The sequence below is a fragment of the Stenotrophomonas sp. Marseille-Q4652 genome (assembly GCF_916618915.1).
GTDB lineage: Bacteria > Pseudomonadota > Gammaproteobacteria > Xanthomonadales > Xanthomonadaceae > Stenotrophomonas.
Genome location: NZ_CAKAKE010000001.1, coordinates 2,770,062 through 2,794,904, shown reverse-complemented (window position 1 = coordinate 2,794,904; position 24,843 = coordinate 2,770,062). Strand labels below are relative to the sequence as shown.

Sequence of the window (24,843 nt, the reverse complement as noted above, 5' to 3'; positions counted from 1 at the left end):
GCGCTGGCTCACAGGTCCGCTCCGATGTTGAGGTACAGCTGGAACTGCGAGTCCGGGTTGTTGAGGCCGTGGGCGATGTCCACCCGTACCGGGCCGACCGGCGATTTCCAGCGCACACCGAAGCCCACGCCGGTGTGCAGGTCGATGTCGTTGTCGAACGCGCTGCCGGTATCGACGAACACCGCCGCGCCCCACGGACCGCCACCGAAGTAGTGCTCGTATTCGGCGCTGGCGGCGACCACGTTCTTGGCACCGAGGGCGAACTTGTCCGGCGCCGGCGTGCGCGGGCCAACCTCGCGGTAGGCATAGCCGCGGATGCTGCGGTCGCCGCCGGCGAAGTAGCGCAGGCTCGGCGGCATCGACACCAGGTCACTGGTCCAGGTGGTACCGGCCTCGCCGCGCAGCACCAGGCGATTGCTTTCGGCCAGGGGCAGGTACCAGCGCAGCGCGGCATGGGCCTGCACGAAGCTGGTGTCCGAACCCACGCCCTCCACGCCGGCGCGCACCGTGGCATGGCCGCTGAAGCCGCGGCGCGGGAACAGCTCGTCGTCCACTTCCACGTAGTCGGCCACGATCTGCGGATACAGCAGGGTCGAATACTCGTAGCGCGAGCCCTCGAAGCTGTCGGCCGAGCTGTAGCGCCAGCGCTCGCGCAGCGCGGTGATCGAGGCAATCAGCGTCCACTGGTCGTTGAGCTCGCCGCTGCGGCTGGCCAGCAGGCGCATGTTGCGCAGGTCAATGTAGTCGGTCTGCTCGTCGTAGGCGGCGGCGGTGATCGTGTACCAGCCGTCGAGCCAGCGGAACGCGGGGATGCGGTAGCTGCTGGTCAGGCTCTTGCGCTTCTGCGCATAGTCCAGCTGGGTACTGAGCTTGTGGCCGCGGCTGTTGACGTAGCGGCGGTCGATGCCGGCGCGGATACCGGCACCGCTCTCGCTGCCGTAGCTGACACCGGCGGTGTAGATGTTGCGCTTGGCCAGGGTCAGGTTGACGTCCACCGGCACGCGCCAGTCATCGTCGGCCTCTTCCGGCCGCGGCTGGATGTCGATGGTGCTGAAGTAGTCGAGCTTGGTCAGCGACTCGCGCAGGCGGTCGAGCTTGCCCTCGTGGTAGTAGCTGCCTTCTTCCCAGTACACCAGCGGATCGAACAGGTCCTGGCGGAAGTAGTCCTGGTGGAAGCGCGTTGGGCCCATGTCGTAGCGCGCGCCGCTGTCCCAGCTCAGGTCGATGTCGGCCGCGTTCTCGGCGCGGGTCACCGACACCTGGCGCTGGGTGAAGTCGGCATCGAAGTAGCCACGCTCGGTCAGGCGGCGGGTGATCACCACCTTGCTGGCCTCGTAGCTGGTGTGGTCGAACACGTCGCCGCGGCGCGGTTGGAAGTCGGCCAGGTCCTGGCTGAGGTAACGGTCGTCCTCGGCCGGGCCGGTGATGACGATGTTGGAGCGGCGCACGCGCACCGGCTCGCCCTTGTCGACGTGGATGTTGACCTGCAGGTTCTCGCCGTCGCGCGGCGCGTCCACGGTGATGGTCGGGTTGTAGTAGCCGAACGGCTCCAGGGCCTCGCGCGTCTGCCGCTCGGCCTGGGACAGCAGGTATTCCAGCCGCGATTCACCCTGCGGCTTGCCGAGGGCGTCGTACAGCGACAGCGAGACCTCGATGTTCTCGATCATCTCGGCTTCGCTGTTGCGGTTGAGGCCGCTGATCTGGACCTTGTCGATCGTGCCGCGCGCATGCGCCGGGCAAGCGAGGGCGAAGCTCAGCAGCAGGAAAACGGCACGGAATCTGGGCGGCATGCGCACAGCATAGCCGGCGTTCGCATCTGCGTGTGTCAGCGCCGCGACGGCATGGCCGCAGTGAAACCACTGTGAATACAGCGGCTTGCGCCGGAAACTGCCAAGGCGATCGCGCAGCCCTTCCGGCCGGCGGGGGGAATGCACGCAGCGCGCGCCGCCGACACGGCGACGCCCGGATCGCAGCGAGGTAGTACAGCGCCGCGCCCGTTGCGGGCGCGGCGCGGTGCAGCCGTCAGTTGGACAGGTGCTCGATCGCGGCAACGCTGCCGAGGCGCTCGCCCAGGGTGCGCAGCAGCGCCAGGCGGTTGTTGCGCACGGCCGGCTCGTCGACGTTGACCATCACCTTGTCGAAGAACGCATCGACCTGCGGACGCAGGCGGGCCAGCCGGCCCAGCGCGCTGACGTAGTCCTTGCCGGCCAGCGAGGCGTCGGTGTCTGCGATGGCCGCGGCCACCGCTTCGGCCAGCTCGCTCTCGGCCGCTTCGCGCAGCAGCGAGGCATCCACCGCCGCCGGGATCTCGCCCTCGGCCTTGCGCAGGATGTTGCGGATGCGCTTGTTGGCCGCGGCCAGCGCCTCGGCCTCCGGCAACTGGGCAAAGGTGCCGATCGCGTCGATGCGGCGGTCGAAGTCGTACAGCGACGCCGGTTTCAGCTCGGCCACCGCGTTGAAGTGGGTGGCCGGCACGCCCTTGTCGGCGTAGTAGCCCTTCAGGCGGTCAATGATGAAGTCATAGAGCTCCCCGCGGTCGGCGTAAGCCTTTTCATCACCTTTTCCAACAGGAAGCGGGCCAATAGCTTCTACCGCATTGGACAACAGGTCATTGATCGAAAGGTCAAAGCCCGACTCGATGATCGTGCGCGCCAGGCCCAGCGCATTGCGGCGCAGGGCGAAGGGGTCCTTGTTGCCGGTCGGCTTCAGGCCTGCGGCAAAGCCACCGGCCAGGGTGTCCAGGCGTTCGGCAATGGCGAGCACCTTGCCCAGCGCCGAGGTCGCGATGTCGTCGGCGGCAAAACGCGGCTGGTAGGCCTCGTCGATGGCCAGCGCCACCTCGGCGTCCTCGGCGGCAGCAATGGCGTAGTGGCGACCGGCGATGCCCTGCAGTTCCGGGAACTCGCCCACCATGCGGCTCTGCAGGTCGTTCTTGGCCAGTTCGGCGGCCCGGCGGGCCTTTCCGGCATCGACGCCGACCTGCGGCGCGATCGCCTGCGCCAGCGCGGCGACGCGCTGCACCTTGTCGGCCACCGTGCCCAGCTTGGCCTGGTAGGTCACCGTGGACAGGCCCTGGCCCATCGCTTCCAGACCCTGCTTGAGGTCCTCGTCGAAGAAGAACTTGGCATCGGAAAAGCGCGGGCGGATCACGCGCTCGTAGCCCTTGGCCACCTCGGCCACGTCCCTGGATTCAATGTTGGCGATGCCGATGAACTTCTCGGTGAGCTTGCCTTCGGCATCCAGCACCGGGAAGAACTTCTGGTTGATCTCCATCGTCTCGATCAGTGCTTCCTGCGGCACCGCCAGGAATTCGCGCTCGAAACTGCACAGCACCGCGCTCGGCCATTCGACCAGGTTCACCACCTGCTCGAGGTTGTCCTCGGTGATGCGGGCCACGCCGCCGGCCTGTTCGGCCGCGGCATTGACCTCGCGCACGATGCGCTCGCGGCGCGCGTCCGGATCAACCACGACGAAGGCGGCCTGCAGCGAGGCGACGTAGTCCTCCGGGCTGCTCAGCCACACCTGCTTGTCGTGCAGGAAGCGGTGGCCGCGGCTCATGCGGTCGGACGTCAGTCCCAGCAGTTCGGCCGCGACCACGTCCTTGCCGTGCAGCAGGACCAGCCAGTGCACCGGCCGGGCGAAGGCGTATTCGTGCGCGCCCCAGCGCATCGGCTTGGGGATCGGCATCGCGGCGATGGCCTCGGCCACGATTTCCGGCAGCAGCGCGGCGGTGGCCGCGCCCGGCTTGACCGAACGGTGCACGAAGCGCTCGCCCTTGGCATCGGTGGTGCGCTCCAGCTGCGTCCACTCGATGCCGGCCTTGGCGGCAAAGCCGGCCAGTGCCTTGGTCGGTTTGCCGTCGGCATCCAGCGCGATGTTGAGGTAGGGCCCCAGCACTTCGGAATGCTGCTCGGGCTGCTCGCTGGCCACGCCCGGCAGCAGCACGGCCAGCCGGCGCGGGGTCGACAGCGGCTTTGCATCGCCACGCTCGAAGGCGATGCCACGTCTGGCCAGGCCATCGACCACGCCATCGAAGAAGGCCTGCGCCAGGCCCGGCAGCGCCTTGACCGGCAGCTCTTCCACGCCCAGTTCGACCAGCAGCGGTTTCATGCTCATGCCTGCACCTCCTTGGCGGCCACGGCTTCGATGCGCTTGGCCTCATACAGCTTGGCCACCGCCATCGCCAGGGTGCGCACGCGCAGGATGTAGCGCTGGCGCTCGGTCACCGAGATCGCGCGGCGCGCGTCCAGCAGGTTGAACGAGTGGCTGGCCTTGCAGACCTGCTCGTAGGCCGGCAGCGGCAGGTCGGCCTCGACCAGCTTCTGCGCTTCGCGCTCGCAGGCGTCGAAGCGGTGGAACATCTCCTCCACGTCGGCATGCTCGAAGTTGTAGGTGCTCTGCTCCACCTCGTTCTGGTGGTAGACGTCGCCGTAGGTGACCGGGGTGCCGTCCGGACCGTAGGTCCAGATGAGGTCGTAGACGTTGTCGCAGTTCTGCAGGTACATGCACAGGCGCTCGAGACCGTAGGTGATCTCGCCCAGCACCGGCTTGCACTCCAGGCCGCCGGCCTGCTGGAAGTAGGTGAACTGGGTCACCTCCATGCCGTTGAGCCAGACTTCCCAGCCCAGGCCCCAGGCGCCCAAGGTCGGCGATTCCCAGTTGTCCTCGACGAAGCGCAGGTCGTGCACCAGCGGGTCGATGCCCAGCGCCTTGAGCGAATCCAGGTACAGCTGCTGGATGTTGTCCGGGCTGGGCTTCATCGCCACCTGGTACTGGTAGTAGCGCTGCAGGCGGTTGGGGTTCTCGCCGTAGCGGCCGTCGGTGGGGCGGCGCGAGGGCTGCACGTAGGCGGCATTCCAGCTTTCCGGGCCGATCGAGCGCAGGAAGGTAGCCGGATGGAAGGTGCCGGCGCCCACTTCCAGGTCCAGCGGCTGGATCAGCACGCAGCCCTGCCGGGCCCAGAAGTCGTTGAGGGTCTGGATCAGGCCCTGAAAAGTGATCGGAACAGGCCGGTTGGCGGACATGCTGCGGATAGCCGTACGGAGGGGTGCGCTAGTATAGCGACCGCCCGCGCCGCAGCCGTCCGGCCGTTTGCGATACGGGGCGATGGCCCTCCCAATCCCGCCTCACACGGCAGCACAGGACACCCGGCAGATGGATCCACGCCCGACGGCCCCCTTCGCCAGCGGTCCGGACGCGGCGCCGCTGCCCCCCGGCCGGCTGGTGTTTGAACGCGTCGCCGCCGCCTTGGTGGCCGATGGCATGGTCGCCGAGGCCGACCGCGAGCGCATCCAGTTCTCCGCCGTTGGCGCGCGCAATCCCAGCGAGGTGCATCCGCTGGTGCTGCTGGCCAACCTCAAGCTGCAGGCCGGCAGGCCACCGGCCGGCGAGCTGGGCCTGGAACGGCTGACCGAATGGCTGGCCGCCCGCACCGGCATGCCCTACCTGCGCATCGACCCGACCCGGGTGGACGTGGCCTCTGCCACCGCCGTGGTCTCCCACGCCTACGCGCGGCGGCACCGGATCCTGCCGCTGGCGGTGGAGGTGGACCGCGTGCTGGTGGCCACCAGCGAGCCGACCGCGCTGGACTGGCTGGCCGATGTGCAGCACCTGAGCCGGCGCCGCGTCGAGACCGTGCTGGTCAATCCGCTGGACCTGCACCGCTACACGATGGAGTTCTTCGGCGTGACCCGCTCGGTGCGCGGCGCCCGCGCCGATGCGCGCGACGCCGGCGGTGGCAGCGCGGTGCCCAGCTTCGAGCAGCTGGTCGAGCTGGGCCGCGCCGGCGACGTCAATGCCGATGACCACCACATCGTCAGCATCGTCGACTGGCTGCTGCAGTACGCCTACGAGCAGCGCGCCAGCGACATCCACCTGGAGCCGCGCCGCGACATGGGCCGGGTGCGCTTCCGCATCGACGGCGTGCTGCACAAGGTGTTCGAGGTCCCGCCGTCGGTGATGACCGCCGTGGTCAGCCGCATCAAGGTGCTCGGGCGCATGGACCTGGCCGAGCGCCGCCGTCCGCAGGATGGCCGCATCAAGACCCGCTCGCCGGGCGGGCGCGAGGTCGAGATGCGCCTGTCGACCATGCCCACCGCTTTCGGCGAGAAGTGCGTGATGCGCATCTTCGACCCGGACTCGGCGTTCAAGACCATCGACCAGCTCGGCTTCAGTCCCGAGGAAGCGGCCGGCTGGCATGACCTGGTGGGCCGCCCGCACGGCATCGTGCTGGTCACCGGCCCGACCGGCTCGGGCAAGACCACCACCCTGTATTCCACGCTCAAGCGGCTGGCCACCGCCGATGTCAACGTGTGCACGGTCGAGGACCCGATCGAGATGATCTGGCCGGAGTTCAACCAGATGCAGGTGCAGGCCAACATCGACCTGGACTTCGCCGCCGGCGTGCGCACGCTGCTGCGCCAGGACCCGGACATCATCATGATCGGCGAGATCCGTGACCTGGAGACCGCGCAGATGGCGGTGCAGGCGGCGCTGACCGGCCACCTGGTGCTGTCCACCCTGCACACCAACGACGCAGCCTCGGCCATCACCCGCCTGCTCGACCTGGGCGTGCCGCACTACCTGATCGCCTCCACCCTCAACGGCGTGCTGGCCCAGCGCCTGGTCCGCACCCTGTGCCCGCACTGCAAGCAGCCGCAGCCGCTCACCGATACCGACTGGGCCGCGCTGCGAGATGGCGATGCTTCATTACCTGATGTCCTGGCGCCATGTGCGCCGGTCGGCTGCCTGGAGTGCCGGCGCACCGGCTACCTGGGCCGGATCGGCCTGTATGAGTTGCTGCCATTGGCTTTGCCGCTGCGCGGGCTGATCCGCGCGGACATGGACCTGGCCCAGTTCAGCCGCGCCGCACGCGGTGCCGGGCTGCGCACCCTGCGCCGCGCCGGCCTTGAAAAGGTCGCCGCGGGGCTGACTACAATCGAGGAAGTCCTGTCGGTCCTGCCTCCCCCGGAATGAAACGTGCCCCGTTCCTGATCCTCGAAACCGGCCAGCCGGTGCCTTCGCTGCGGCGCTATGGCCGGTTTCCGCACTGGATCCGCGTCGCCGCCGGGCTCGAGCAGGCCGACATCGTGGTGGTCAATGTCGCCCAGGGCGAGGCACTGCCCGAGCGCGACCGGTTCGCCGCAGCCATCGTCACCGGCTCGGCGGCATTCGTCACCGACCGCGCCGAGTGGAGCGAACGCTGCGCCGACTGGCTGCGCGAGGCCGCCCACGAGGGCATGCCGCTGTTCGGCATTTGCTACGGCCACCAGCTGCTGGCCCACGCCCTCGGTGGCGAGGTTGACTACAACCCGGCCGGGCGCGAGTCCGGCACCATCGTGCTGGACCTGGAGCCGCCGGCCGCCGAGGATCCGCTGTTCGCCGGCCTGCCGGCGCGCTTCCCGGCCCACGCCACCCACCTGCAGACGGTGCTGCGGGCCCCGGCCGGCGCCACCGTGCTGGCCCGCTCCACCCAGGACAACTGCCACGCCTTCCGCTGGGGCCAGAACACCTGGGGCGTGCAGTTCCATCCCGAATTCGCCACCCATCACATGCGCGGCTACGTGCGCGCCCGCGCCGACTGCATCGCCCGCCATGGTGGCTGCGCCCGCACCGTGGTCCGCCAGGTCACCGCCGCGCCCCTGGCACGCCAGTTGCTTCGTCGTTTCGTACGGCATGCCCGCCACGCGCCCGTGCACTGAACGCACGATCGCGGGCTGAACACGCTTCACTCGCTGGGCCCACGGGTTCCGGCGATAATCGCGGCGCGCCCGGGGTCTGCGGGCGTTCCCCCTTCTCGGAAATGGAATGAGCGAAATTCGCAAGCTGCCGGCCTCGGCCGGCGCGGAATGGCTGTTGACTGGCTTCTCGCTGCTGCGCCGTGCGCCGCTGGCGCTGGGCCTGCTGGGCGTGCTGTGGGGCCTGGCCGCCCTGGTGGTCATGGCGCTGTCGATGCTGCACCCGGCCCTGGCCACCATCGGCCAGTTCCTGCTGGCGCTGGCCGGCCCGGTTTTCTTCGGCGGCATGGTGTGGGCGGTGCGCGAGGTCGACGAGGGCCGCCCGGCGCAGCCGGCGCACCTGGTGCAGGGCCTGCAGGACGGCCGCGCGCCGCACCTGCTGGTGGCCCTGCTGCCGCAGCTGGCCGGTGGCCTGCTGCTCGGCGGCCTGCTGTTGCTGCTGCTGGGCAGCAGTGGCCTGCAGCAGCTGGGCGATGTGATGTCCCAGCTCAACGAACTGAGCCAGTCCGGCGAGCAGCCCGACCCGGAGGTGATCGAGGCGCTGGTCGCCAGCCTGCCGGCCGGCCGCATCCTGCTGTGGCTGCTGCTGGTGGTGGTGACCTTCGCGGCGATGGCGCTGGCGCTGTTCACCCTGTCGCCGCAGGTGATGTTCCAGCACCGCAACGGCCTGCTGGCCCTGCGCGAGAGCCTGCGCAGCGCGTTCTGCAACCTGTTGCCGATGCTGGTGTTCTTCGTGCTGTCCTTCGTGGCCGTGTTCGCGATCTACTTCATCGTGATGGTGGTGGCGCTGGTGGCACAGCTGCTTGGCGGCCAGCTGCTGGCCCTGTGGGTGGCGCAGCTGCTGCTGATGGCGGTGGTGATGCCGGTGCTGGCCGGCGCGGTCTATGCCGCGTGGAAGCAGATGTTCGGGCCCCAGGCCCCGCGCCCGCCCGCGCTGCAGCCGGACAACATCTTCGCCGCATGATCCAGGACCCCGGCCACGTGCCGGGGTCCTTCGTTACGGCATGGCCTGCGATGGGATCAGGACGAGTCGCCCTGGCCCACGCGCGGACGCCCGGTCAGCCAGCGCGCGGCGTGGATGCCCAGCTCGTACAGCGCGCACATCGGGATCGCCAGCATCAGCTGCGACACCACGTCCGGCGGGGTCACGATGGCCGCGAGCACGAAGATGCCGACGATGGCGTAGCCACGGCCCTCGCGCAGCTGCGCCGGGCTGACCCAGCCCAGCAGGACCAGGATCACCATCGCCACCGGCAGCTCGAAGCTCAGCCCGAAGGCGAAGAAAATCGCCATCACGAAGTCCAGGTACGCGGTGGCATCGGGGGTGATGGCGATGACGTCCGGCCGGAACGTGGTCAGGAAGTGGAACACCGACGGCAGCACCAGGAAGTAGGCGAACACGCAGCCGAGGTAGAACAGCAGCATCGACGAGAGCAGCAGCGGTACCGCCAGCCGCTTCTCGCGTGCGTACAGGCCGGGGGCCACGAACGCCCAGGCCTGGTACAGCAGCCACGGCACCGCCACGAACAGGGCGACGAAGAAGGTCAGCTTGATCGGCGCGAAGAACGCGCCGGCCGGGTTGGTCGCGATCATCGACTGCCCGGTGGGCAGCTGCGATACCAGCGGCATCGCCAGCTGGGTGTAGAGCGTGCGCGAGAACGGCAGCAGCGCCAGCAGCACCATGACCAGGCCGGCCAGGCCGCGGATCAGCCGCGAGCGCAGCTCGAGCAGATGGGCAACCAGCGGCGCTTCGTTCTCCGGGGGCAGGCTCATGGACGCGGCTCCGTGGGCGGCTTGCCTGCATCGGTCGCATCGGTCGACTCGATGGCGTTGCCGGGGATGCCTGCTGTGGGTTCTGCCGGGCTCGCTTCAACGACCGGATCCACCCCGTCGCCTTCGACCTGGCGACGCAGCGCATCGGTTTCGTTCTGCAGCTGTTCGCTGCTGGCACGCAGCTGGGCCTCGCTCTGGCGCATCGCCGCCTGCACCTGCTGCAGGTTGCGCCTGAGTTCCTCGGCGTGCAGCTCGCGCTCGAGCTCCTGCTTGACCGAATCCCACTGGTTGCGCGCGCGGCGCACCCACAGGCCGGCAAAGCGCGCCGCCTTGGGCAGGCGCTCGGGACCAAGGACAACCAGGGCCACCACTGCGATCAGCAGCAGCTCACTGAAACCGATGTCGAACACGCAACGACGCCTGTGCGGACGCGGTCAGCGCCGGTCCTGCTCGGCCTGGTTCTCGCGGTTGCTTTCCTGGCTGCGGCTGGCATCGCCGAGCTGCGCGGCCGGCTTGTCGTCCTCGCGCATGCCCTTCTTGAACTCCTTGACCGCGCTGCCGAGGTCCTTGGCGCCGCTGGTCAGGCGCTTGGTGCCGAACACCAGCAGCACGATCACCAGAACCACCAGCCAATGCACCCAACTCATGCTGCCCATAAAGCCCTTCCCGCCTGATCATGGATTTGGAGGCCGCCCCGCGTGGGAACGGACCGCGTCACGCGCCTGGCGCGTGGCCGGCGTGCCGTTGCGGCAACGCCAGCACATCGGGCGAGGATAACGCACCGCGCCGGGCGCGGCGCCCCTGCCGAAGGTCAGTTGTTGTCGTCCAGCGATTCGGTGCGGAACTCACCATCGGACACCGGCTGGAAGCCCTGCTGTTGCTGCGCAGGCACCGCCTGCAGGGGCGCGGTGGTGGCTTCACCACTGGACAGCGGCGCCTGCTGTGCATCGACTGGCACCGGGGTGCTGGTGCTGGGACGCGGTGCGGCGGCGACGTTGCCATTGCTGCCGGTACCGCGCTTCTCGCGCGCTGAATAGGTGGATTCCTCCAGGCGGTCGCGGAACGAGACCACGTCGCTGGACGGCTGCGCCGGCATGCGGCCTTCGATGATCATTCGCGGCGTCACGCTGGTGCCGTAGGCCTGGCGGTTGGCATCGTCATCGATCTGCAGCACCGCGCCATCCAGGGCGACGCCGGCGAACAGGCCGCGCGCACGCGACCACGACCAGATCTCGGCCTTGAGCTGGCCATCGGTGGCCGCGGCGGCGTTGCGGCCGACCGGACCGGCGGCCACGCCGGCATCGGCGCCGAGGGTGAACTTGCCATTGACGATGTTGTCCAGCGAACGGTCGTTGCGGAACACCAGGATCACGTCCGAGGACTGCACGCCGGCCTGGAAGCCGATGCTGCCGCCGGTGAGCTTGATGAACACCGGGTTGGACCAGGTGCCTTCCTCGGTCTTCACCGAGAGCAGGCCGTGGCCGCGGCGCCCGCCGATGACCAGGCCGGCCTTGATCGTGTCGGGGATGACGATGATCGCGCGGCCCTCGTCGAGCAGCTTGTCGGGAATGGCCTGCTCGGGAATGTCCTGGATCTCGCTGAGCACACGCACCGCGTTGCGGGCGCGCTGGTCTTCCTGCGGGCCGGCCATGGCCGGGGCGGACAACAGGCTGGCGGACAACAGCAACAGCAGGCACGGCAGGCGGCGCATGGGAGGCTCCAGGAGTCGATGCACGGAAAGATAAAGCAAGCGCCTGAAATTAGTAGCGGCGCGATGAACCGGCAGTAAGCGGTCAGGGAACCCATCGAAGCAGGTGATCGCGGCGATCGGGCATTTGCGATGGCCCCCACCGTGCGCGCGATGCCAGAATGCGGGCATGAACCAGCCCGCCCGCACTGCCCTGCTTGTCGTCAACCTCGGCACGCCCGATACGCCCACCGCCCCGGCGGTGCGTCGCTACCTGGCCGAGTTCCTAGGTGACCCACGGGTCGTGGCGATCCCGAAGCTGCTGTGGTGGCCGCTGCTGCACGGGGTGATCCTGCCGCTGCGAGGTTCGCGCTCGGCGGCCAAGTACGCGCAGGTGTGGCTGCCGGAGGGCTCGCCGCTGGCGGTCTACACCCAGCGCCTGGCGAAGGGCCTGCAGGCCGAGCTGCCGGACTGGCAGGTGCGCCACGCCATGCGCTATGGCCAGCCGGCGCTGGAACCGGCGCTCGATGTCCTCGTGGCCGACGGTGCCCGGGAGATCGTGGTGCTGCCGCTGTATCCGCAGTACTCCACCACCACCACCGCCTCGATCGAGGACAAGCTCGATGCGTGGCAGGCCCGCAACCGCCAGGTGACGCTGCGCCGCGTACGCGACTACGCCATCGACGCGGACTGGGTGGACGCGGTGGCCGGGTCGATCCGCGAGTACTGGCAGCACAACGGCCATGGCGAGCAGCTGGTGTTCTCGTTCCACGGCATCCCGCAGCGGCTGGCCGACCAGGGCGATCCCTACCCGCAGCGCTGCGAGGCCAGCGCCCAGGCCATCGCCAATGCGCTTGGCCTGGCCGACGGCGAATGGAAGATGGGTTACCAGTCGCGCTTCGGCCGCGAAACCTGGCTGCAGCCCTACGCCGAACCGATGCTGTGGGAGATGGCCGAAGCCGGCGTGCGCTCGTTCGACGTGGTCTGTCCCGGGTTTGCCACCGACTGCCTGGAGACGCTGGAGGAAGTGGCCATGGGCTTTACTGAAACCCTGGCCGAGCGCGGCGCGAGCATGCGCTACATCCCCTGCCTCAACGACGCCCCCGCCCACGCCCGGGCGCTGGCGGCGATCGCCCGCAGCGCGTGAGCGCGCCTGCGGGGCTGGAGCTGGCGGTCGGCACGCTGCGCGTGGCGGCGCTGCGCAGCGGCGAAGGCGGCCGCCGCCGGGTGCTGGCCCTGCATGGCTGGCTCGACAATGCGGCCAGCTTCCTGCCGCTGGCCGCGCACCTGCCCGGCCTGGACCTGGTGATGGTCGACCTGCCCGGCCACGGCCACAGCGACCACCTGCCCGATGGCGCGCAGTACACCTTCGCCGACGCCCTGCCGCGGGTGCTGGACATCGCCGACGCGCTGGGCTGGGAGCGCTTCACCCTGCTCGGCCACTCGATGGGCGCCGGCATTGCCAGCATGGTCGCCGCCGCGGCGCCGGCCCGGATCGAGGCGCTGGTGGCGATCGAGGCCCTGGGCGGGCTGTCCGCGCCGGAAGACGAAACCGCCTCGCGGCTGCGTGACCACCTGGCCGCGGTGCGCGCCCTGCCCTCCAAGCGCCTGCGCGTGTTCCCCGACCTGGCCGCGCCGGTACGCGCACGGATGATGGCCAACCAGCTGGGCGAGGACGCCGCGCGGCTGCTGGTCGAGCGCGGCGTGCGCGAGGTAACCGGCGGCTACCACTGGCGCACCGATCCGCGCCTGACCCTGCCCACGGCGGTGCGCCTGACCGAGGCGCAGATCAACGACCTGGTGGCGGCGATCGAATGCCCCACCCAGGTGATCTACGCCAGCCCGGCCCAGCCCTATTTCCCCGAACCCTTGCGCAGCCAGCGCGCCGCCCTGCTGCGGGATGGTCGCGTCGAGGTCCTGCCCGGCAGCCACCACCTGCACATGGAACAGCCGGCCGCGGTGGCCGCCTGCATCCGCGCCCTCCTCGACGGCCTGGACACCGCGGCAAACTGAACGAATCCCGGCCACGGGCCGGGAGCCGCGCTGGATTTTCCAGCACGCCCGCCGATACCCATGGCGTCGTTCCCTGCCATGCGTGTTGCCCGTGCATTGCCGTCCATCGGCTGTCCCCCATGTCCACCGCCCTGTCCTTCCACCGCTACCGGCGTGCCGCCGGGCTGCTGCTGCTCGCCTGCTGGCTGGGGTGGACGGTGCCTGCGCTGGTGGCCGTGGGCGTGCCGCCGCCGGGTGATGCAGGACAGGTCGAGGAACTGCTCATGCGCCTTGGCCCGCAGCGGGCCGGGCTGGCCGCCGGGCAACCGTGGCTGCTGCACCTGCGCGACCCGCAGTGCCGCTGCGCCGGCAACGCCGACGATCCCGCCCTGATTGCCGCCGCCGGCCCCACCGCCGGCCAGCGCGTGCTCGAGCTGCCCGGCAGTGCCGGCACCGAACTCATCGTTCTCGATTCCAGCGGCCGGCCGGTCTACGCCGGGCCGCTCGCCCCGCCGCCACGTTCCTGTGGCGGCCGCGGCACTCTAGCCGACGCGTTGCCGGCCCTGCTCGACGGTCGCCTGCCGCCGTTGTTCCTTCCTTTCCGCTGTCGCTGCTGACCGGAGTCACCCATGTCGTCCGCCCATCGCTTCCCGCAAACCCGGGTTGATTCCTACAGCCGCGTGCTGGCACGCAGTGCCGACCGCCTGTTCCTGCTGCTGGCCCTGCTCGGTGCCGGCGCATCCTGCGCGATGTCGCTGTACTCGGGCCAGTGGATGCCGTTCCTGGCGGTCAGCCTGCCGGCCCTGCTGGTGCTGGCGGTGCAGATCCGCCTCAACAGCGGCACCCGCCTGGGCAGCATCACCGTGGCGCTGGTGCTGATGGTGCTGGTGGCCGCCGGCATCCACCAGGCCCGTGGCCTGGTCGAACTGCATTTCGGCGTGTTCGTGGTGATCGCGCTGCTGCTGTACTACCGCGACTGGCTGCCGGTGGCGGTGGCCGCCGTGGCCATTGCCGTGCACCACGTGGTGTTCTTCTGGCTGCAGGGCAGGGGCGTGCCGGTGTATGCGTTCAGCGCGGGCAGCGGCATGGAGATCCTGCTGCTGCACGCCGGCTACTTGGCGGTGGAAACCGCGTTCGTCTGCGCGATGGCGATCCGGCTGCGGCGCCAGCTCGATGCCCTGGGCCACGACCCGGTGCAGCTGCGTGAACTGGCCCGCGAGGTCGCTGCCGGCCATCCGGCCGCCGGGCGGCTGGTCCAGCACCGCTTCGGTGCCGATTCGCTGGCCGCCGCGCTGGTGGCGATGGACACCCAGCTGCAGGAACGCCAGCAGCGCGAGAGCGAGGGCAACGTCGCCAATGCGCAGGTGCGACTGGCGCTGGACGTATCGCGCACCGCGGTGATGATCGCCGACAACGACCACATCATCCGCTATGTCAACCGCTCGGTACTGGCCCTGCTGCGCAACCAGCAGAAGACCCTGCGCGAGTCGTTCCCGGACTTCGACGTCGACACCTTGGTCGGCAGCAGCATCCACCGCTTCCATGCCAACCCCGAGCGCATCCGCCGCATGCTGGACACGATGACCGAGCCGCACAACGGCAAGGTGACCATTGGCCAGGTGCACTTCGCCCAGGTGGTGACGCCGGTGCGCGATGCCGATGGCAACCGCAATGGCTTCGTCGTCGAGTGGTACGACCGCACCCAGGAACTGCAGCTGGAAAGCAGCATCGCCGGCATCGTCGAGGCCGCCAGCCGCGGCGATCTCGCCCGGCGCCTGCCGGTGGTGGAGGAAGCCGGCTTCATGCACATCCTCGGCAACGGCATCAACCAGCTGCTCGACACCCTGAGCGGCGCCACCGGCGAAATCCGGCAAATGCTTTCTGCGCTGGCTCGCGGCGAGCTGGACCGCCGCATCGTCGGCGACTACGCCGGCGATTTCGCGGCGATGAAGGACGATGCCAACCGCACCGCCGAGCAGCTCGACGAAATGGTCGGCCGGATCCAGGCCGCCGCCGACCGCATGCACCTGGCCGCCGGCGAGATCGCCAATGGCAATGCCGACCTGTCGCACCGTACCGAGCAGCAGGCCGCCAGCCTGCAGCAGGCCGCCGCCTCGATGGAGGAACTGACCTCCACCGTCCGCCAGAACGCCGAACACGCCCGCCAGGCCAACCAGCTCGCCATCGGCGCGCATGGCGTGGCCTCGCAGGGCGGCGAGGTGGTCGGCCAGGTGGTCACCACCATGGGCGCGATCGAGGCCTCGTCAAAGAAGATTGCCGACATCATCTCGGTGATCGACGGCATTGCCTTCCAGACCAACATCCTGGCGCTCAATGCGGCGGTGGAAGCGGCGCGTGCCGGCGAGCAGGGCCGCGGTTTTGCCGTGGTCGCCTCGGAAGTGCGCACCCTGGCGCAGCGCTCGGCCAGTGCGGCCAAGGAGATCAAGACCCTGATCGACGATTCGGTGGACAAGGTGTCCGAAGGCTCGACGCTGGTGACCCAGGCCGGCAGCACCATGGACGAGATCGTCTCCAGCGTGCAGCGCGTGACCGGGATCATGGCCGAGATCTCCGCCGCCTCGCAGGAACAGAGCGCCGGCATCGAGCAGGTCAACCACACCGTCAACCAGATGGACGAGAGCACCCAGCAGAACGCGGCGCTGGTGGAGGAAGCCACGGCCGCCGCGCGCGTCATGGAAGACCAGGCCCGCCAGCTGATCGAATCGGTCTCGGTGTTCCGCCGCAGTGGCGCGCCGCGCCCGGCCGCGAGCCATGCCGTGCACCAGCGTCCGGGAGCCGCCGCCGACATCGCCTAGTTCGACGCGATGATCGAGGCGGATCACTCCGTGAGCCGGGGCTGAAGAACTTCCTGCACGGGCAGGTGAATCGCCGGACGCGGCCACCACCGGCAAGGACAACGTCTGCGCAATGGGCCAGTGATCCATGGCAAGGGCCAGCGCGTGGCAGCCCTGCCCGGGTTCGAGGCGCTGCGCCTGGAACATGCGCGCTTCCACTGCCTGGCCGGTGAGATGGTGCGCTCGCACCAGCGCGGCCAGACTCGCGCGCCAACCAGCTGCTGCAACATGATTTCCACGAGGCCACCCAGCACACGGTGGGGGCGATCCGCGTCCTGCGTCGGGCAGTGGAAGCCGGCCGCGCCGCCGCCTGACCGGCCAGCGGCCATCACCTCAGGCGGCGGCCGGGGCAAGCAACTGTCGCAGCATCGCCTTCAGGCGGCGGCCTTCGGCATGGAAATAGGCGCGCTCGTCGCGCCAGGCCGGGAAACGCGCCTCCACCTCGGCCCAGAACGCCGGCGAGTGGTTGGCCTGCAGCAGGTGGCACAACTCATGGACCAGCACGTACTCGAACGCTGACGGCCGGCCCAGTACCAGCGCCAGGTCCAGCGCCATCGAGCCATCAGGTGCCAGCGAGCCCCACTGCGAGGACATCACCTTGATGCGGATGCGCGCCGGCGCACGCGGCAACCCGGCCAGGTAGCCGGGCAGCCAACGGCCGACGTCGGCGCGGGTCTGCACCTCGTAGAACTCGCGCAGCGCGCGGCGCAGCGCGGCATCACCGGCACGGGCGGCCAGGTGGATGCAGATGCCCTGCTCGTCCTGTTCGATGCGGGTGAAGCGGCCGGACTGCCAGCGCACCGGCAGAAGCTGCCCGCGCAGCGGAAGCTGGCCGGGCTCACCGATGCGCAGCGCCGGCAGCACGTCATCGCGGCGGCAACGCGCCAGCTGTTCGCTCAGCCACTGGCGGTTGGCCTGCATGAAGCGCTCGCCGGCCACCAGGCTGGCCCGCAACGGCAGGGTCAGGCGCACGCCGCGCTCGTCGACGCTGAGCTTGAGCCGCCTCGCGCGCGGATCGCGCACGCGCAGCACGTCGATCTCGGCTTCCTCCAGGCGCAGGCGCACGGTGTCGCGCTGGATCACCGGCGCGGCAGGCGCGATCAGGCGGCGGAGAAGGCGGGGCATGGCCACAGCATAGTCCTTGCACCGCCGGGGCAGGTGCACGGCCAGGGCTGGCTCAGTTGTCGGCCTTGCTCAGCTTGAAGGCTTCTTCCAGCAGCAGGAAGAGGCGGCGGATCTCGCCGCTCTGCAGCGCGAAACGCGCGTCCAGTTCGGCGCGGCGACCGTCCTCGTCCGAATGCTCGAGCTGGTCCAGCGCGCCATCCAGGAACTTGAGCTTGCGCACGATCAGGTCATCGCCCAGCACGAAGGACAGGTTGTCCTCGAACACCAGCGCCAGCTTGGTGACCTGCTTGCCGGCGTCCAGGTGCTTGTCGATCTCGTCGCAGCGCAGTTCCTGGTGCTGGCACTTGACCACCGCGCCACCCTCGACCGGATCCTTCATCTCGCATTCCTCGCCCAGGCTCAGGCCGGTGGGCAGGGGCTCGCCGGCGATCCAGCCAGTGAGGATCGAGCGCGGCGCGACTTCGGCATTGAGCGGCATTGCCGGGAAGCTGCCGAGCAGGCCGCGGACATCACTCATCACGTTCTCGGCGGTCTTCTGGCTGGAGCCATTGACCACGACATAGCCATGGGCGAGGTCGAAGAACGCATCCACGCGCGAGGTCTTCACGAAGGCACGCGGCAGCAGCTCGTGCAGCAGGTCGTCCTTCAGGCGCTTGCGCTCGCGGCCACCGGGACGGCGTCCTTCCTTCTCCTCGATCTCCTCGAGCCGGCGTTCCAGCAGGTCGTTGACCACCGCGCCGGGCAGGATCTTCTCCTCGCCACCGACGGTCAGCCACAGCGAGTCACCGATGCGGTGCGAGAACACTTCCTTCTCCTCGCGGCCGAACGGCGAGATGAAGCCACGCGAGCTCATTTCCAGCGCGCCGACCGGCTTGAGCAGCGCGTGCGGCAGCAGGGTGTCGACTTCGGAAAAATCCACCGAGGTGGGGAAACGGAAAAACGTCAGGTTCTTGAAAAACATGGAATACCAGGATTGGAATGCGGTAGCGGACCGGCCGGCCCGCCAGGTTAGGCGGCCGGCGTCTCACCGGCTGCGTCGCTGCTGCCGGCCAACCAGGCGTGGGCATCGGGCAGCGGCGCGTCGTCGCGGCGGCCCAGCGCCATGAAGTCGAACAGGCTGCGGTCGGCCATCTGCGAGGGACGGATGTCGGCCATCGCGCGGGAGATCTGCTCGATCCGTCCCGGATGCTCCTTCTCCCACTGCTTCATCATCAGCCCGACCTGCTTGCGCTGCAGGTTCTCCTGGCTGCCGCACAGGTTGCACGGGATGATCGGGAACTGTCTGGCCTGCGCGTACTCGATGATGTCGCTCTCGCGCACGTAGGCCAGCGGGCGGATCACCACGTGCTTGCCATCGTCGCTGCGCAGCTTGGGCGGCATGCCGGAGATCTTGGAATGGTGGAACAGGTTCATGAAGAACGTGGCCACCATGTCGTCGCGGTGGTGGCCGAGCGCGATCTTGGTGATGCCGTTGGCCTCGGCCCAGCTGTACAGCGAGCCGCGTCGCATGCGCGAGCACAGCGAGCACATGGTCTTGCCTTCGGGAATCACCCGGCTGACCACCGAATAGGTGTCCTGCTCGATGATGTGGAACGGCACGCCGATGCTGGTGAGGTATTCGGGCAGCACGTGTTCGGGGAAGCCGGGTTGCTTCTGGTCCAGGTTCACCGCGATCAGCTCGAAAGGTACCGGTGCCTTCTTCTGCAGCTGCAGCAGGATGTCCAGCAACGTGTAGCTGTCCTTGCCGCCGGACAGGCACACCATCACCTTGTCGCCGGCCTCGATCATGCCGTAGTCGGCAATGGCCTGGCCGACCTGGCGGCGCAGGCGCTTGGCCAGCTTGTGGTGTTCGCGTTCAGCCACGTGGGGATCGCGCGCGGTGCGCGGGGCGGGATCGGGAAGGGGTATGACGGCGCTCATCGGCGCCCATTCTACCGGCTGCCGCCACCGCGCCGCGGACGTCGATGCCGCCCGCACGCGGGCTGTGTATGCTCGGGCACGTGGAAGACCTCACGCCCGCCAGCATCAGCCAGCGCATCGCCGAACTCCGTCTGGAGCATCGCGCGCTGGACGAACGCATCTGCCAGCTTGCCTCCAATCCGGAGGACGAGCTGGAGGCCAAGCGCCTGAAGAAGCGCAAGCTCCAGCTCCGCGACTGCATCACGAAGCTGGAAAGCATGCTGATCCCGAACGAGCCGGCCTGAACGCGGCGGCGTGACCGCCCCGCCAGCCGCCGGCTTGGTCAGTCCTGCGCCGGCGGCTGTTCTTCCCTGGCGGCTTCCGGGCTGACGCGCTCAATGGTGTGGCGCAGCTCGCGGCCGAGGATGAACTTGGCATCCTTGGCCCACGCATCCAGGCGTTCGTCGAACAGCAGCTTGCTGTTCTCGTCCGGCCACACCAGCTTCATCTCGCGCAGCTTCTGGATGAAGCCGCGGAACAGCGCCTTGTCGAAGAACTCCGGCGCCGCCGGTGCGTACAGCAGGCTCAGGCGCTGTGCCGCCTGCTGGCACAGGCTCTCCAGCTCGGCGGCGCCCAGCGTGCCGGGGCCGTTCTTCACCAGCACCGAGATGGCGATGTAATAGCGCTCGAACGCCTGTTGCAGCGAATGGCCGATCGCACGCAGGCGGAACACCTCGTCGGTCTGCCCGGTATTGCGCGCCAGCATGTCGCCTTCCTCGCCGCCGACGTGCTGCAGCAGGCCCTCGCGCACGAACACCTCGATGGTGCGCTCGATGCGTGCGGCGAACTCGTCCTCGCTCCACGGCAGGAACAGCTCGGCCTGCAGGAACGGATAGACCGTGCGGCCCAGCCGCACCAGGCCGGCACGGCTCATGCGGCGGTTGTTCTGGAAGCAGCACGCCACCCACGAGGCGGCGGTGAACAGGTGCAGCACGTTGTTGCGGAAGTAGCTCAGCAGCACCGCGGTGTCGCCGGATACGCTGAGTACGTCGCCCAGCGGATGCTTGATCCGGCTGAGGACGTTGATCTCCTCGGCGTGGGCGATGATCCGCTCCGGCGAATGCGGGGTGACGGTGACCCGGTCCGAATACGGCAGGTCGACCAGCAGCGTCTTGCACAGCTCGATCTGCGCGATCAGGTCGGCCTCGCCCATCGCGTGCTTGGGCGTGGACAGCAGCGCCAGCGCCAGCAGGTTGATCGGGTTGACGTCGGCGGCGCCGTTGATGCGCACCTGGATCTGCTGGGCCAGCGCATCGACGGTGCCGGCCAGCCACGCCGGCTTCTCGTCGTCGGGCACCGGCTGTCCGTCCCAGTCGGGCGCTCGCTCGGCCAGCACCTCGTTGAGCGCGATCGGCTCGCCGAAATTGACCACCACCTGGCCGAAGTTCTGCTTGAGCACCTTGGGGATGCCCCACAGCAGCTGCCAGATCGATTCCTTCTCCTTGGGCCGCCCGGACAGCTCGTCCAGGTAGCTGCCGCCTTCCATCAGCTTCTCGTAGCCGATGTAGACCGGCTGGAACAGCACCGGCTTGCGCGGCTGGCGCAGGAACGCGCGCAGGGTCATGGCGATCATGCCGCCCTTGGGCTGCAGCAGGCGGCCGGTACGCGAGCGCCCGCCCTCGACGAAGTACTCGATCGAGTAGCCGCCGGCGACCAGCTGCGCCACGTATTCGCTGAGCACCGCCGAGTACAGCGCGTTGCCGCGGATGCTGCGGCGGATGAAGAACGCGCCGCCCTTGCGCAACAGGGTGCCGACCACCGGCAGGTTGAGGTTGATGCCGGCCACGATGTGCGGCGGCACGATGCCGCGGTCGTACAGCAGGTAGCTCAGCAGCAGGTAGTCCATGTGGCTGCGGTGGCTGGGCACGTAGACGACCTCGTGCCCGGGCGCGGCGGCCTTGAACTTGTCCAGGTGGTGCACCAGCACGCCGGCGTAGATGCGGTTCCACACGTGGGAGAGCATGAAGCTGGCCGAACGCACCACCGGGCTGGAGTAGTCGGCGGCGATCTCCCAGGCGTAGGCGTGGGCCTTCTTCCAGGCCTCGGCCGGCTTGGTGTTGTCACGCTTGGCCTGGGCGGCGATGGCCTCGCGCACCGGCTCGGCCTCCAGCACCTTGTCCACCAGCAGGCGGCGGGTGGACAGGTCCGGGCCGATCACCGACTCGCGGATGCGGCGGAAGTGCGAGCGCAGCACGCGCTGCAGCTTGCGCACGGTGCGCTCCGGCTCCAGGCCCTCGTCCACGGTCTCGCGCAGGGACAGGGCCGGGGCAAAGCGCACGATCGTGCTGCGGCCGTTGAGCAGCACCGCCAGCAGGCGCCGGAAGCGGCCGACCAGCGCCCAGTTTTCCGAGAACAGCACCGCGAACCAGCCGGTCTGCTTGTCCGGGGCGCGGCCGACGAAGATCGACACCGGCACCAGTTGCACGTCCAGGGCCTCGTCGCGGCGGTGGGCCTGCAGCAAGCGCGCCAGCGAGTCGGAATGGGTCTTGGCGCCGCGCTGCTCGGGGATCAGCGCGCTGCTGCTGGAGCGGCGCGACAGCGCGACGTAGGCCCGGCGGCGCCCGGTCGGGTCACCGGGCAGCGGCACCAGCGGCGAGGGCAGGCCGGCCTCGCGGCAGGCCTTGTCCAGGATCAGCGCGTTGGACAGGCCGTAGTCTTCCAGCACGTACACCAGCGGCCGGTTGCCGTCGTAGGGCTCGGCCGGCTCGGGCTCGATCTTGAGCGACAGCCATGGCTCGACCAGGCGGCCGAGTATGCGCGACCACAGCGGGCGCTTGCCCACGCGGAATCCACCCGGACCGGGCCGGGAAGCAACGGGGGTGGCCTCGGCCGGCGGCGCGGGCTCCTGGCCCGGGAATGGCAAGGGATCTTGTTTCGGCATCGGCGCCATTATGGCTTAGCCGGTGCGCCGGGGTCGTCCTGCGGGGTCGGCGGCAGCGCGGCGGCGGCCTCGCGGGCGCGGGCTTGAGCGGCCACCTGCAGCACCTCGTCGACCTTCTGCAGGGTGCGCGCCACGTACCAGTGGCCGTCGCGGCGCTGCAGCGCCACCTCGATATCCAGTTCCCGGGCGCCGAGCGGGTACTGCACCCGCACCGTGGCCTGGTCGCCATTCTGCTCGACCAGGCCCACGCGCACACCGGCGGCGGTGTCGTCCAGCGACAGCCCGTAGGCGGCCAGGGTCTGCTTGAGTGCGCGCAGGAACGGACCCAGCCGTTCCAGACTGGCGGTCATGCCCACGCGGCCCAGGTCCTCGTCGCTGGCCACGCCCGCCTCGCGCGCGGCCCTGGCCAGCCGTTCGATGCTGCCCCTGGCCAGCTGCGGATCGGTCAACGGCGCAGCCATGGCCCACTCGCTGAGTGCCTGCACCAGCTGCACGTAGTGCTCGCGCTGGGCCGGGCTGTAGTCAGGCTTGTTGCTCAGGTACTGCACGCCGAACAGCCCCAGCGACTGCGCGGCCTGGCGCACGCCGGCGGCCTGCCCGGCGATCTGGGCGCGGAACGCACGCTGCAGGTCCTTTTCGGCAGCGGGCGCGGACAGCGTGGCCAGCAGCGGCGCGAGTCGCTCGTCCAGCGGCAGCTGGGTCAGCGGCCAGCGGCTGTGGCCCTCGGCCCAGGCCTGTTCCAGCTGCACGTACTGCTCCGGCGGCACCGCCGCGCGGGCGTAGCCGACCAGGTCGTCGTCATGGAGGTGCTGGACCAGCTGGCGCACGGCGGCGGCCGGTTCGGTGGCCGCGCCGGGCAGTTCCTCCTTGCCCCGGCAGCCGCCCAGAAGCATCCCCACGCACAGCGCGGCGGCGAACAGGCGCGGTGTCGTTTGCGTTGGTCGCATTGCGTGAAGACTCCCCCGGTGTCGCCGCATCTTGGGGTTGCGCCGTGGCCGCGGCAAGCACGGCCGTCACGCTGCGGCCGCCACCGGCCCGGACGCGGGGCAAAAAAAAGAGGCCGCATCGGATGATGGCGGACCTCCTCAAACCGGACGGGCCGGTGGACATGGTGGAACAGCCGGTCAGTGACCGGGCATCGCCATCCTACCGGCCCCCGTTTGTTGAAGCAATACGTGACAATTTTTTTTCAAGTTATTGTTTCTTATTGAAAACCTCAGAGATCTCCACCTGCATGGCGCGGGCGGCAGCCTGCGGGTCGGGGGCCAGCCGGATCGGCCGTCCGACCACGATGGCGTCGGCGCCGTTGGCGAAGGCCTGGGCCACGCCGACGGTGCGCTGCTGGTCATCGCCGGCCGGACCACCGGGGCGGATGCCGGGGCAGACGATGGAGAAGCCGGCGCCGGTGGCCGCACGGATCGGCGCAGCCTCCTGGCCGGAGGCGATGACGCCGTCGATGCCCGCGGCCTGGGCGGCCAGCGCGCGCTCGACCACCACCTCCACCGGCTCGCGGTCGATGCCCATCTGCGCCAGGTCCGGGCGGCCCATCGAGGTCAGCACGGTCACCGCCAGCAGGCGCATGTCCGAGGTGTTGGCGCTGGCCGCGGCTTCCATCATCGCCGGGTGCCAGCCGTGGATCGTGCAGTAGTCCACCGGCCACTGCGACAGGCGCCTGATCACCCCGGCCACGGTGGCCGGAATGTCGAAGAACTTCAGGTCGACGAACACGCGCTTGTCGCGGCGGGCCAGCTCCTCGAGCACATCGAAATACTCGCCGGAGGCCAGCAGCTCCATGCCGATCTTGTAGAAGGACACCGCATCGCCAAGGCGCTCCACCCATTCGATGGCCTGCGCCCTGCCGGGCACGTCGAGGGCGAAGATCAGCCGCTCGTGCGCGGCCAGCGGCAGCGGGCCGCGGCTCATCGCGCCGGCTCCAGCGCGGCGTGCTTGGCCTTGCGGCGTTCCCCGGCCGGCAGCTTCCAGTTGTTGCCGAACGCCGCCGGCTCGTAACCGCCGTAGGTCGGGCCCGGCAGCATGTACCAGCGCTCGCCGATCCACTGGCCATGGTTGGCCAGCAGGGCATCGCGCTGCTCGCGGGTGTTGGCGGTCAGCTGGGCGAAGTCGGTGATCTGGTCGCCGACCTGCATCAGCACGCGGTACTTGCCGGCCGCGGCGATGCGACGGCACCCCTTCTCGCTGCCGTGCGCGGTGCAGCCGGGGACCTCGTAACCCAGCCCGTAGTAGTTGGACTCATCCACCGGGAAGCCATACGCACGCAGGTTGGCGATGGTGTCGGCGGCCATGTCGTGGGTGCGGTTGGAAATGTAGACGATGCTCACCCCCTTGGCCGCTGCCGCCCTGGCGAACTCCAGTGCGCCCGGCACCGGACGCGCCTTGCGCTCGGCTACCCAGGCGGCCCAGCCGGCATCGCTGAAGCTGGCGCCGTCGAGCACCAGCCGGGCCTGGTAGGCCGAGTTGTCGAGCATGGTCTCGTCGATGTCCACGACGACCGCCGGCGGCAGGTCCGGCTTCTGCAGCTCGGCGCCTTCGCCCGGCAGCAGCGCTGTCCAGGTCGGGTCGGCCAGCGCGCGGTCCAGGTTGGCCGCGGCCATCTTCCAGGCCTGCATGGTCAGCGCACGGTATTCCTGTGCGGTCTGCACCCACAGCACGGCGTTGAGGTTGTCATCGGCAGCAACGACCGGCACCGGTGCCGCAACCTCGCGTGCCGCCGGGCCGGTGGAAACGCAGGCCGACAGCGCCAGCACCGTGGCGGTCATCAGGGAAAGGGCGGGAATTCGGGACATGGACACCACCGGCAGCTCGTAATCGCCGCAT

At 69.4% G+C, this 24,843-nt stretch carries 22 protein-coding genes; 8 read left to right on the top strand and 14 right to left on the bottom strand.

All coding sequences use genetic code 11. The annotated features are described in order from the left end of the window. Positions 1–8: 8 nt before the first annotated feature. The 3 genes from LG380_RS13185 to glyQ all read right to left on the bottom strand — a co-directional run bounded on the left by LG380_RS13185 (position 9) and on the right by glyQ (position 5,024). Positions 9–1,790 (bottom strand): autotransporter assembly complex family protein, encoded by a 1,782-nt coding sequence (locus LG380_RS13185; RefSeq protein WP_225765697.1) that lies wholly within the window; start codon positions 1,788–1,790, stop codon positions 9–11. Between the two features lie 232 nt (positions 1,791–2,022). Further along, a complete protein-coding gene (glyS, locus tag LG380_RS13180; protein WP_225765696.1) occupies positions 2,023–4,116 on the bottom strand; it encodes a glycine--tRNA ligase subunit beta in 2,094 nt (697 codons plus the stop codon). Continuing rightward, positions 4,113–5,024: a glycine--tRNA ligase subunit alpha gene (glyQ, locus tag LG380_RS13175; RefSeq protein ID WP_225765695.1), complete on the bottom strand. Its 912-nt coding sequence runs from the start codon at positions 5,022–5,024 to the stop codon at positions 4,113–4,115. Before glyQ ends, glyS begins: the two co-directional genes overlap by 4 nt. A gap of 130 nt (positions 5,025–5,154) precedes the next feature. Between glyQ and LG380_RS13170 the strand changes: the two genes are divergently transcribed. The 3 genes from LG380_RS13170 (at position 5,155) to LG380_RS13160 (ending at position 8,700) form a co-directional block, all read left to right on the top strand. Next, complete coding sequence (locus LG380_RS13170) at positions 5,155–6,975, top strand: GspE/PulE family protein (protein ID WP_225765693.1); 1,821 nt, start codon at positions 5,155–5,157, stop codon at positions 6,973–6,975. Next, positions 6,972–7,700, top strand: coding sequence for a glutamine amidotransferase (locus tag LG380_RS13165; protein ID WP_225765691.1), 729 nt, complete (start codon positions 6,972–6,974; stop codon positions 7,698–7,700). Before LG380_RS13170 ends, LG380_RS13165 begins: the two co-directional genes overlap by 4 nt. A 106-nt stretch (positions 7,701–7,806) precedes the next feature. Next, positions 7,807–8,700: a BPSS1780 family membrane protein gene (locus LG380_RS13160; protein WP_225765689.1), complete on the top strand. Its 894-nt coding sequence runs from the start codon at positions 7,807–7,809 to the stop codon at positions 8,698–8,700. Positions 8,701–8,756: 56 nt separating this feature from the next. On the opposite strand, the gene tatC is transcribed toward LG380_RS13160, so the two are convergent. The 4 genes from tatC to LG380_RS13140 form a co-directional block, all read right to left on the bottom strand. After that, positions 8,757–9,509 carry a twin-arginine translocase subunit TatC gene (gene tatC / locus LG380_RS13155; RefSeq protein ID WP_225765687.1) on the bottom strand — a complete coding sequence of 251 codons (753 nt, stop codon included), beginning with the start codon at positions 9,507–9,509 and terminating at the stop codon, positions 8,757–8,759. After that, on the bottom strand, positions 9,506–9,919 hold the full coding sequence (gene tatB / locus LG380_RS13150) for a Sec-independent protein translocase protein TatB (protein ID WP_225765686.1): 414 nt from the start codon (positions 9,917–9,919) through the stop codon (positions 9,506–9,508). Before tatB ends, tatC begins: the two co-directional genes overlap by 4 nt. A 24-nt stretch (positions 9,920–9,943) precedes the next feature. Beyond that, positions 9,944–10,165: a Sec-independent protein translocase subunit TatA gene (gene tatA / locus LG380_RS13145; RefSeq protein WP_225765684.1), complete on the bottom strand. Its 222-nt coding sequence runs from the start codon at positions 10,163–10,165 to the stop codon at positions 9,944–9,946. 155 nt (positions 10,166–10,320) lie between these two features. Then, positions 10,321–11,220, bottom strand: coding sequence for a lipid-binding SYLF domain-containing protein (locus LG380_RS13140; protein WP_225765683.1), 900 nt, complete (start codon positions 11,218–11,220; stop codon positions 10,321–10,323). Between the two features lie 166 nt (positions 11,221–11,386). Between LG380_RS13140 and hemH the strand changes: the two genes are divergently transcribed. The 4 genes from hemH to LG380_RS13120 all read left to right on the top strand — a co-directional run bounded on the left by hemH (position 11,387) and on the right by LG380_RS13120 (position 16,004). Next, positions 11,387–12,343 (top strand): ferrochelatase, encoded by a 957-nt coding sequence (gene hemH / locus LG380_RS13135; protein ID WP_225765682.1) that lies wholly within the window; start codon positions 11,387–11,389, stop codon positions 12,341–12,343. Next, entirely contained in the window at positions 12,340–13,209 is an 870-nt protein-coding gene (locus LG380_RS13130) for an alpha/beta hydrolase (RefSeq protein ID WP_225765681.1), read from the top strand. Before hemH ends, LG380_RS13130 begins: the two co-directional genes overlap by 4 nt. Positions 13,210–13,328: 119 nt before the next feature. Then, on the top strand, positions 13,329–13,805 hold the full coding sequence (locus LG380_RS13125) for a hypothetical protein (RefSeq protein ID WP_225765680.1): 477 nt from the start codon (positions 13,329–13,331) through the stop codon (positions 13,803–13,805). 12 nt (positions 13,806–13,817) lie between these two features. After that, positions 13,818–16,004: a methyl-accepting chemotaxis protein gene (locus tag LG380_RS13120; RefSeq protein ID WP_225765679.1), complete on the top strand. Its 2,187-nt coding sequence runs from the start codon at positions 13,818–13,820 to the stop codon at positions 16,002–16,004. 372 nt (positions 16,005–16,376) lie between these two features. Here LG380_RS13120 and LG380_RS13115 read toward each other — a convergent pair whose 3' ends face one another. Genes LG380_RS13115 through ttcA form a run of 3 tightly spaced genes read right to left on the bottom strand, consistent with a single transcriptional unit; the run spans position 16,377 to position 19,088 of the window. Beyond that, the gene (locus LG380_RS13115) at positions 16,377–17,168 is read right to left on the bottom strand and encodes a SprT family zinc-dependent metalloprotease (protein WP_225765678.1); all 792 of its coding nucleotides are present in this window, start codon (positions 17,166–17,168) and stop codon (positions 16,377–16,379) included. Positions 17,169–17,220: 52 nt separating this feature from the next. Next, positions 17,221–18,129: a recombination-associated protein RdgC gene (locus LG380_RS13110; RefSeq protein WP_225765677.1), complete on the bottom strand. Its 909-nt coding sequence runs from the start codon at positions 18,127–18,129 to the stop codon at positions 17,221–17,223. A 47-nt stretch (positions 18,130–18,176) separates the two neighbouring features. Then, positions 18,177–19,088, bottom strand: coding sequence for a tRNA 2-thiocytidine(32) synthetase TtcA (gene ttcA / locus LG380_RS13105; RefSeq protein WP_225765676.1), 912 nt, complete (start codon positions 19,086–19,088; stop codon positions 18,177–18,179). Positions 19,089–19,168: 80 nt separating this feature from the next. Between ttcA and LG380_RS13100 the strand changes: the two genes are divergently transcribed. Further along, the gene (locus tag LG380_RS13100) at positions 19,169–19,372 is read left to right on the top strand and encodes a YdcH family protein (protein WP_225765674.1); all 204 of its coding nucleotides are present in this window, start codon (positions 19,169–19,171) and stop codon (positions 19,370–19,372) included. A gap of 38 nt (positions 19,373–19,410) precedes the next feature. On the opposite strand, the gene plsB is transcribed toward LG380_RS13100, so the two are convergent. From plsB to LG380_RS13080, 4 genes are all read right to left on the bottom strand, one after another. Continuing rightward, entirely contained in the window at positions 19,411–22,017 is a 2,607-nt protein-coding gene (gene plsB, locus LG380_RS13095; RefSeq protein WP_225765672.1) for a glycerol-3-phosphate 1-O-acyltransferase PlsB, read from the bottom strand. Continuing rightward, positions 22,017–22,955, bottom strand: a complete 939-nt coding sequence (locus tag LG380_RS13090; protein ID WP_225765671.1) for a hypothetical protein — start codon at positions 22,953–22,955, stop codon at positions 22,017–22,019. Before LG380_RS13090 ends, plsB begins: the two co-directional genes overlap by 1 nt. A gap of 247 nt (positions 22,956–23,202) precedes the next feature. Further along, positions 23,203–23,931 carry an orotidine-5'-phosphate decarboxylase gene (gene pyrF, locus LG380_RS13085; protein ID WP_225765669.1) on the bottom strand — a complete coding sequence of 243 codons (729 nt, stop codon included), beginning with the start codon at positions 23,929–23,931 and terminating at the stop codon, positions 23,203–23,205. After that, the gene (locus LG380_RS13080; protein ID WP_225765667.1) at positions 23,928–24,812 is read right to left on the bottom strand and encodes an HAD family acid phosphatase; all 885 of its coding nucleotides are present in this window, start codon (positions 24,810–24,812) and stop codon (positions 23,928–23,930) included. The genes pyrF and LG380_RS13080 overlap by 4 nt, the downstream gene beginning before the upstream one ends. Positions 24,813–24,843: the final 31 nt, after the last annotated feature.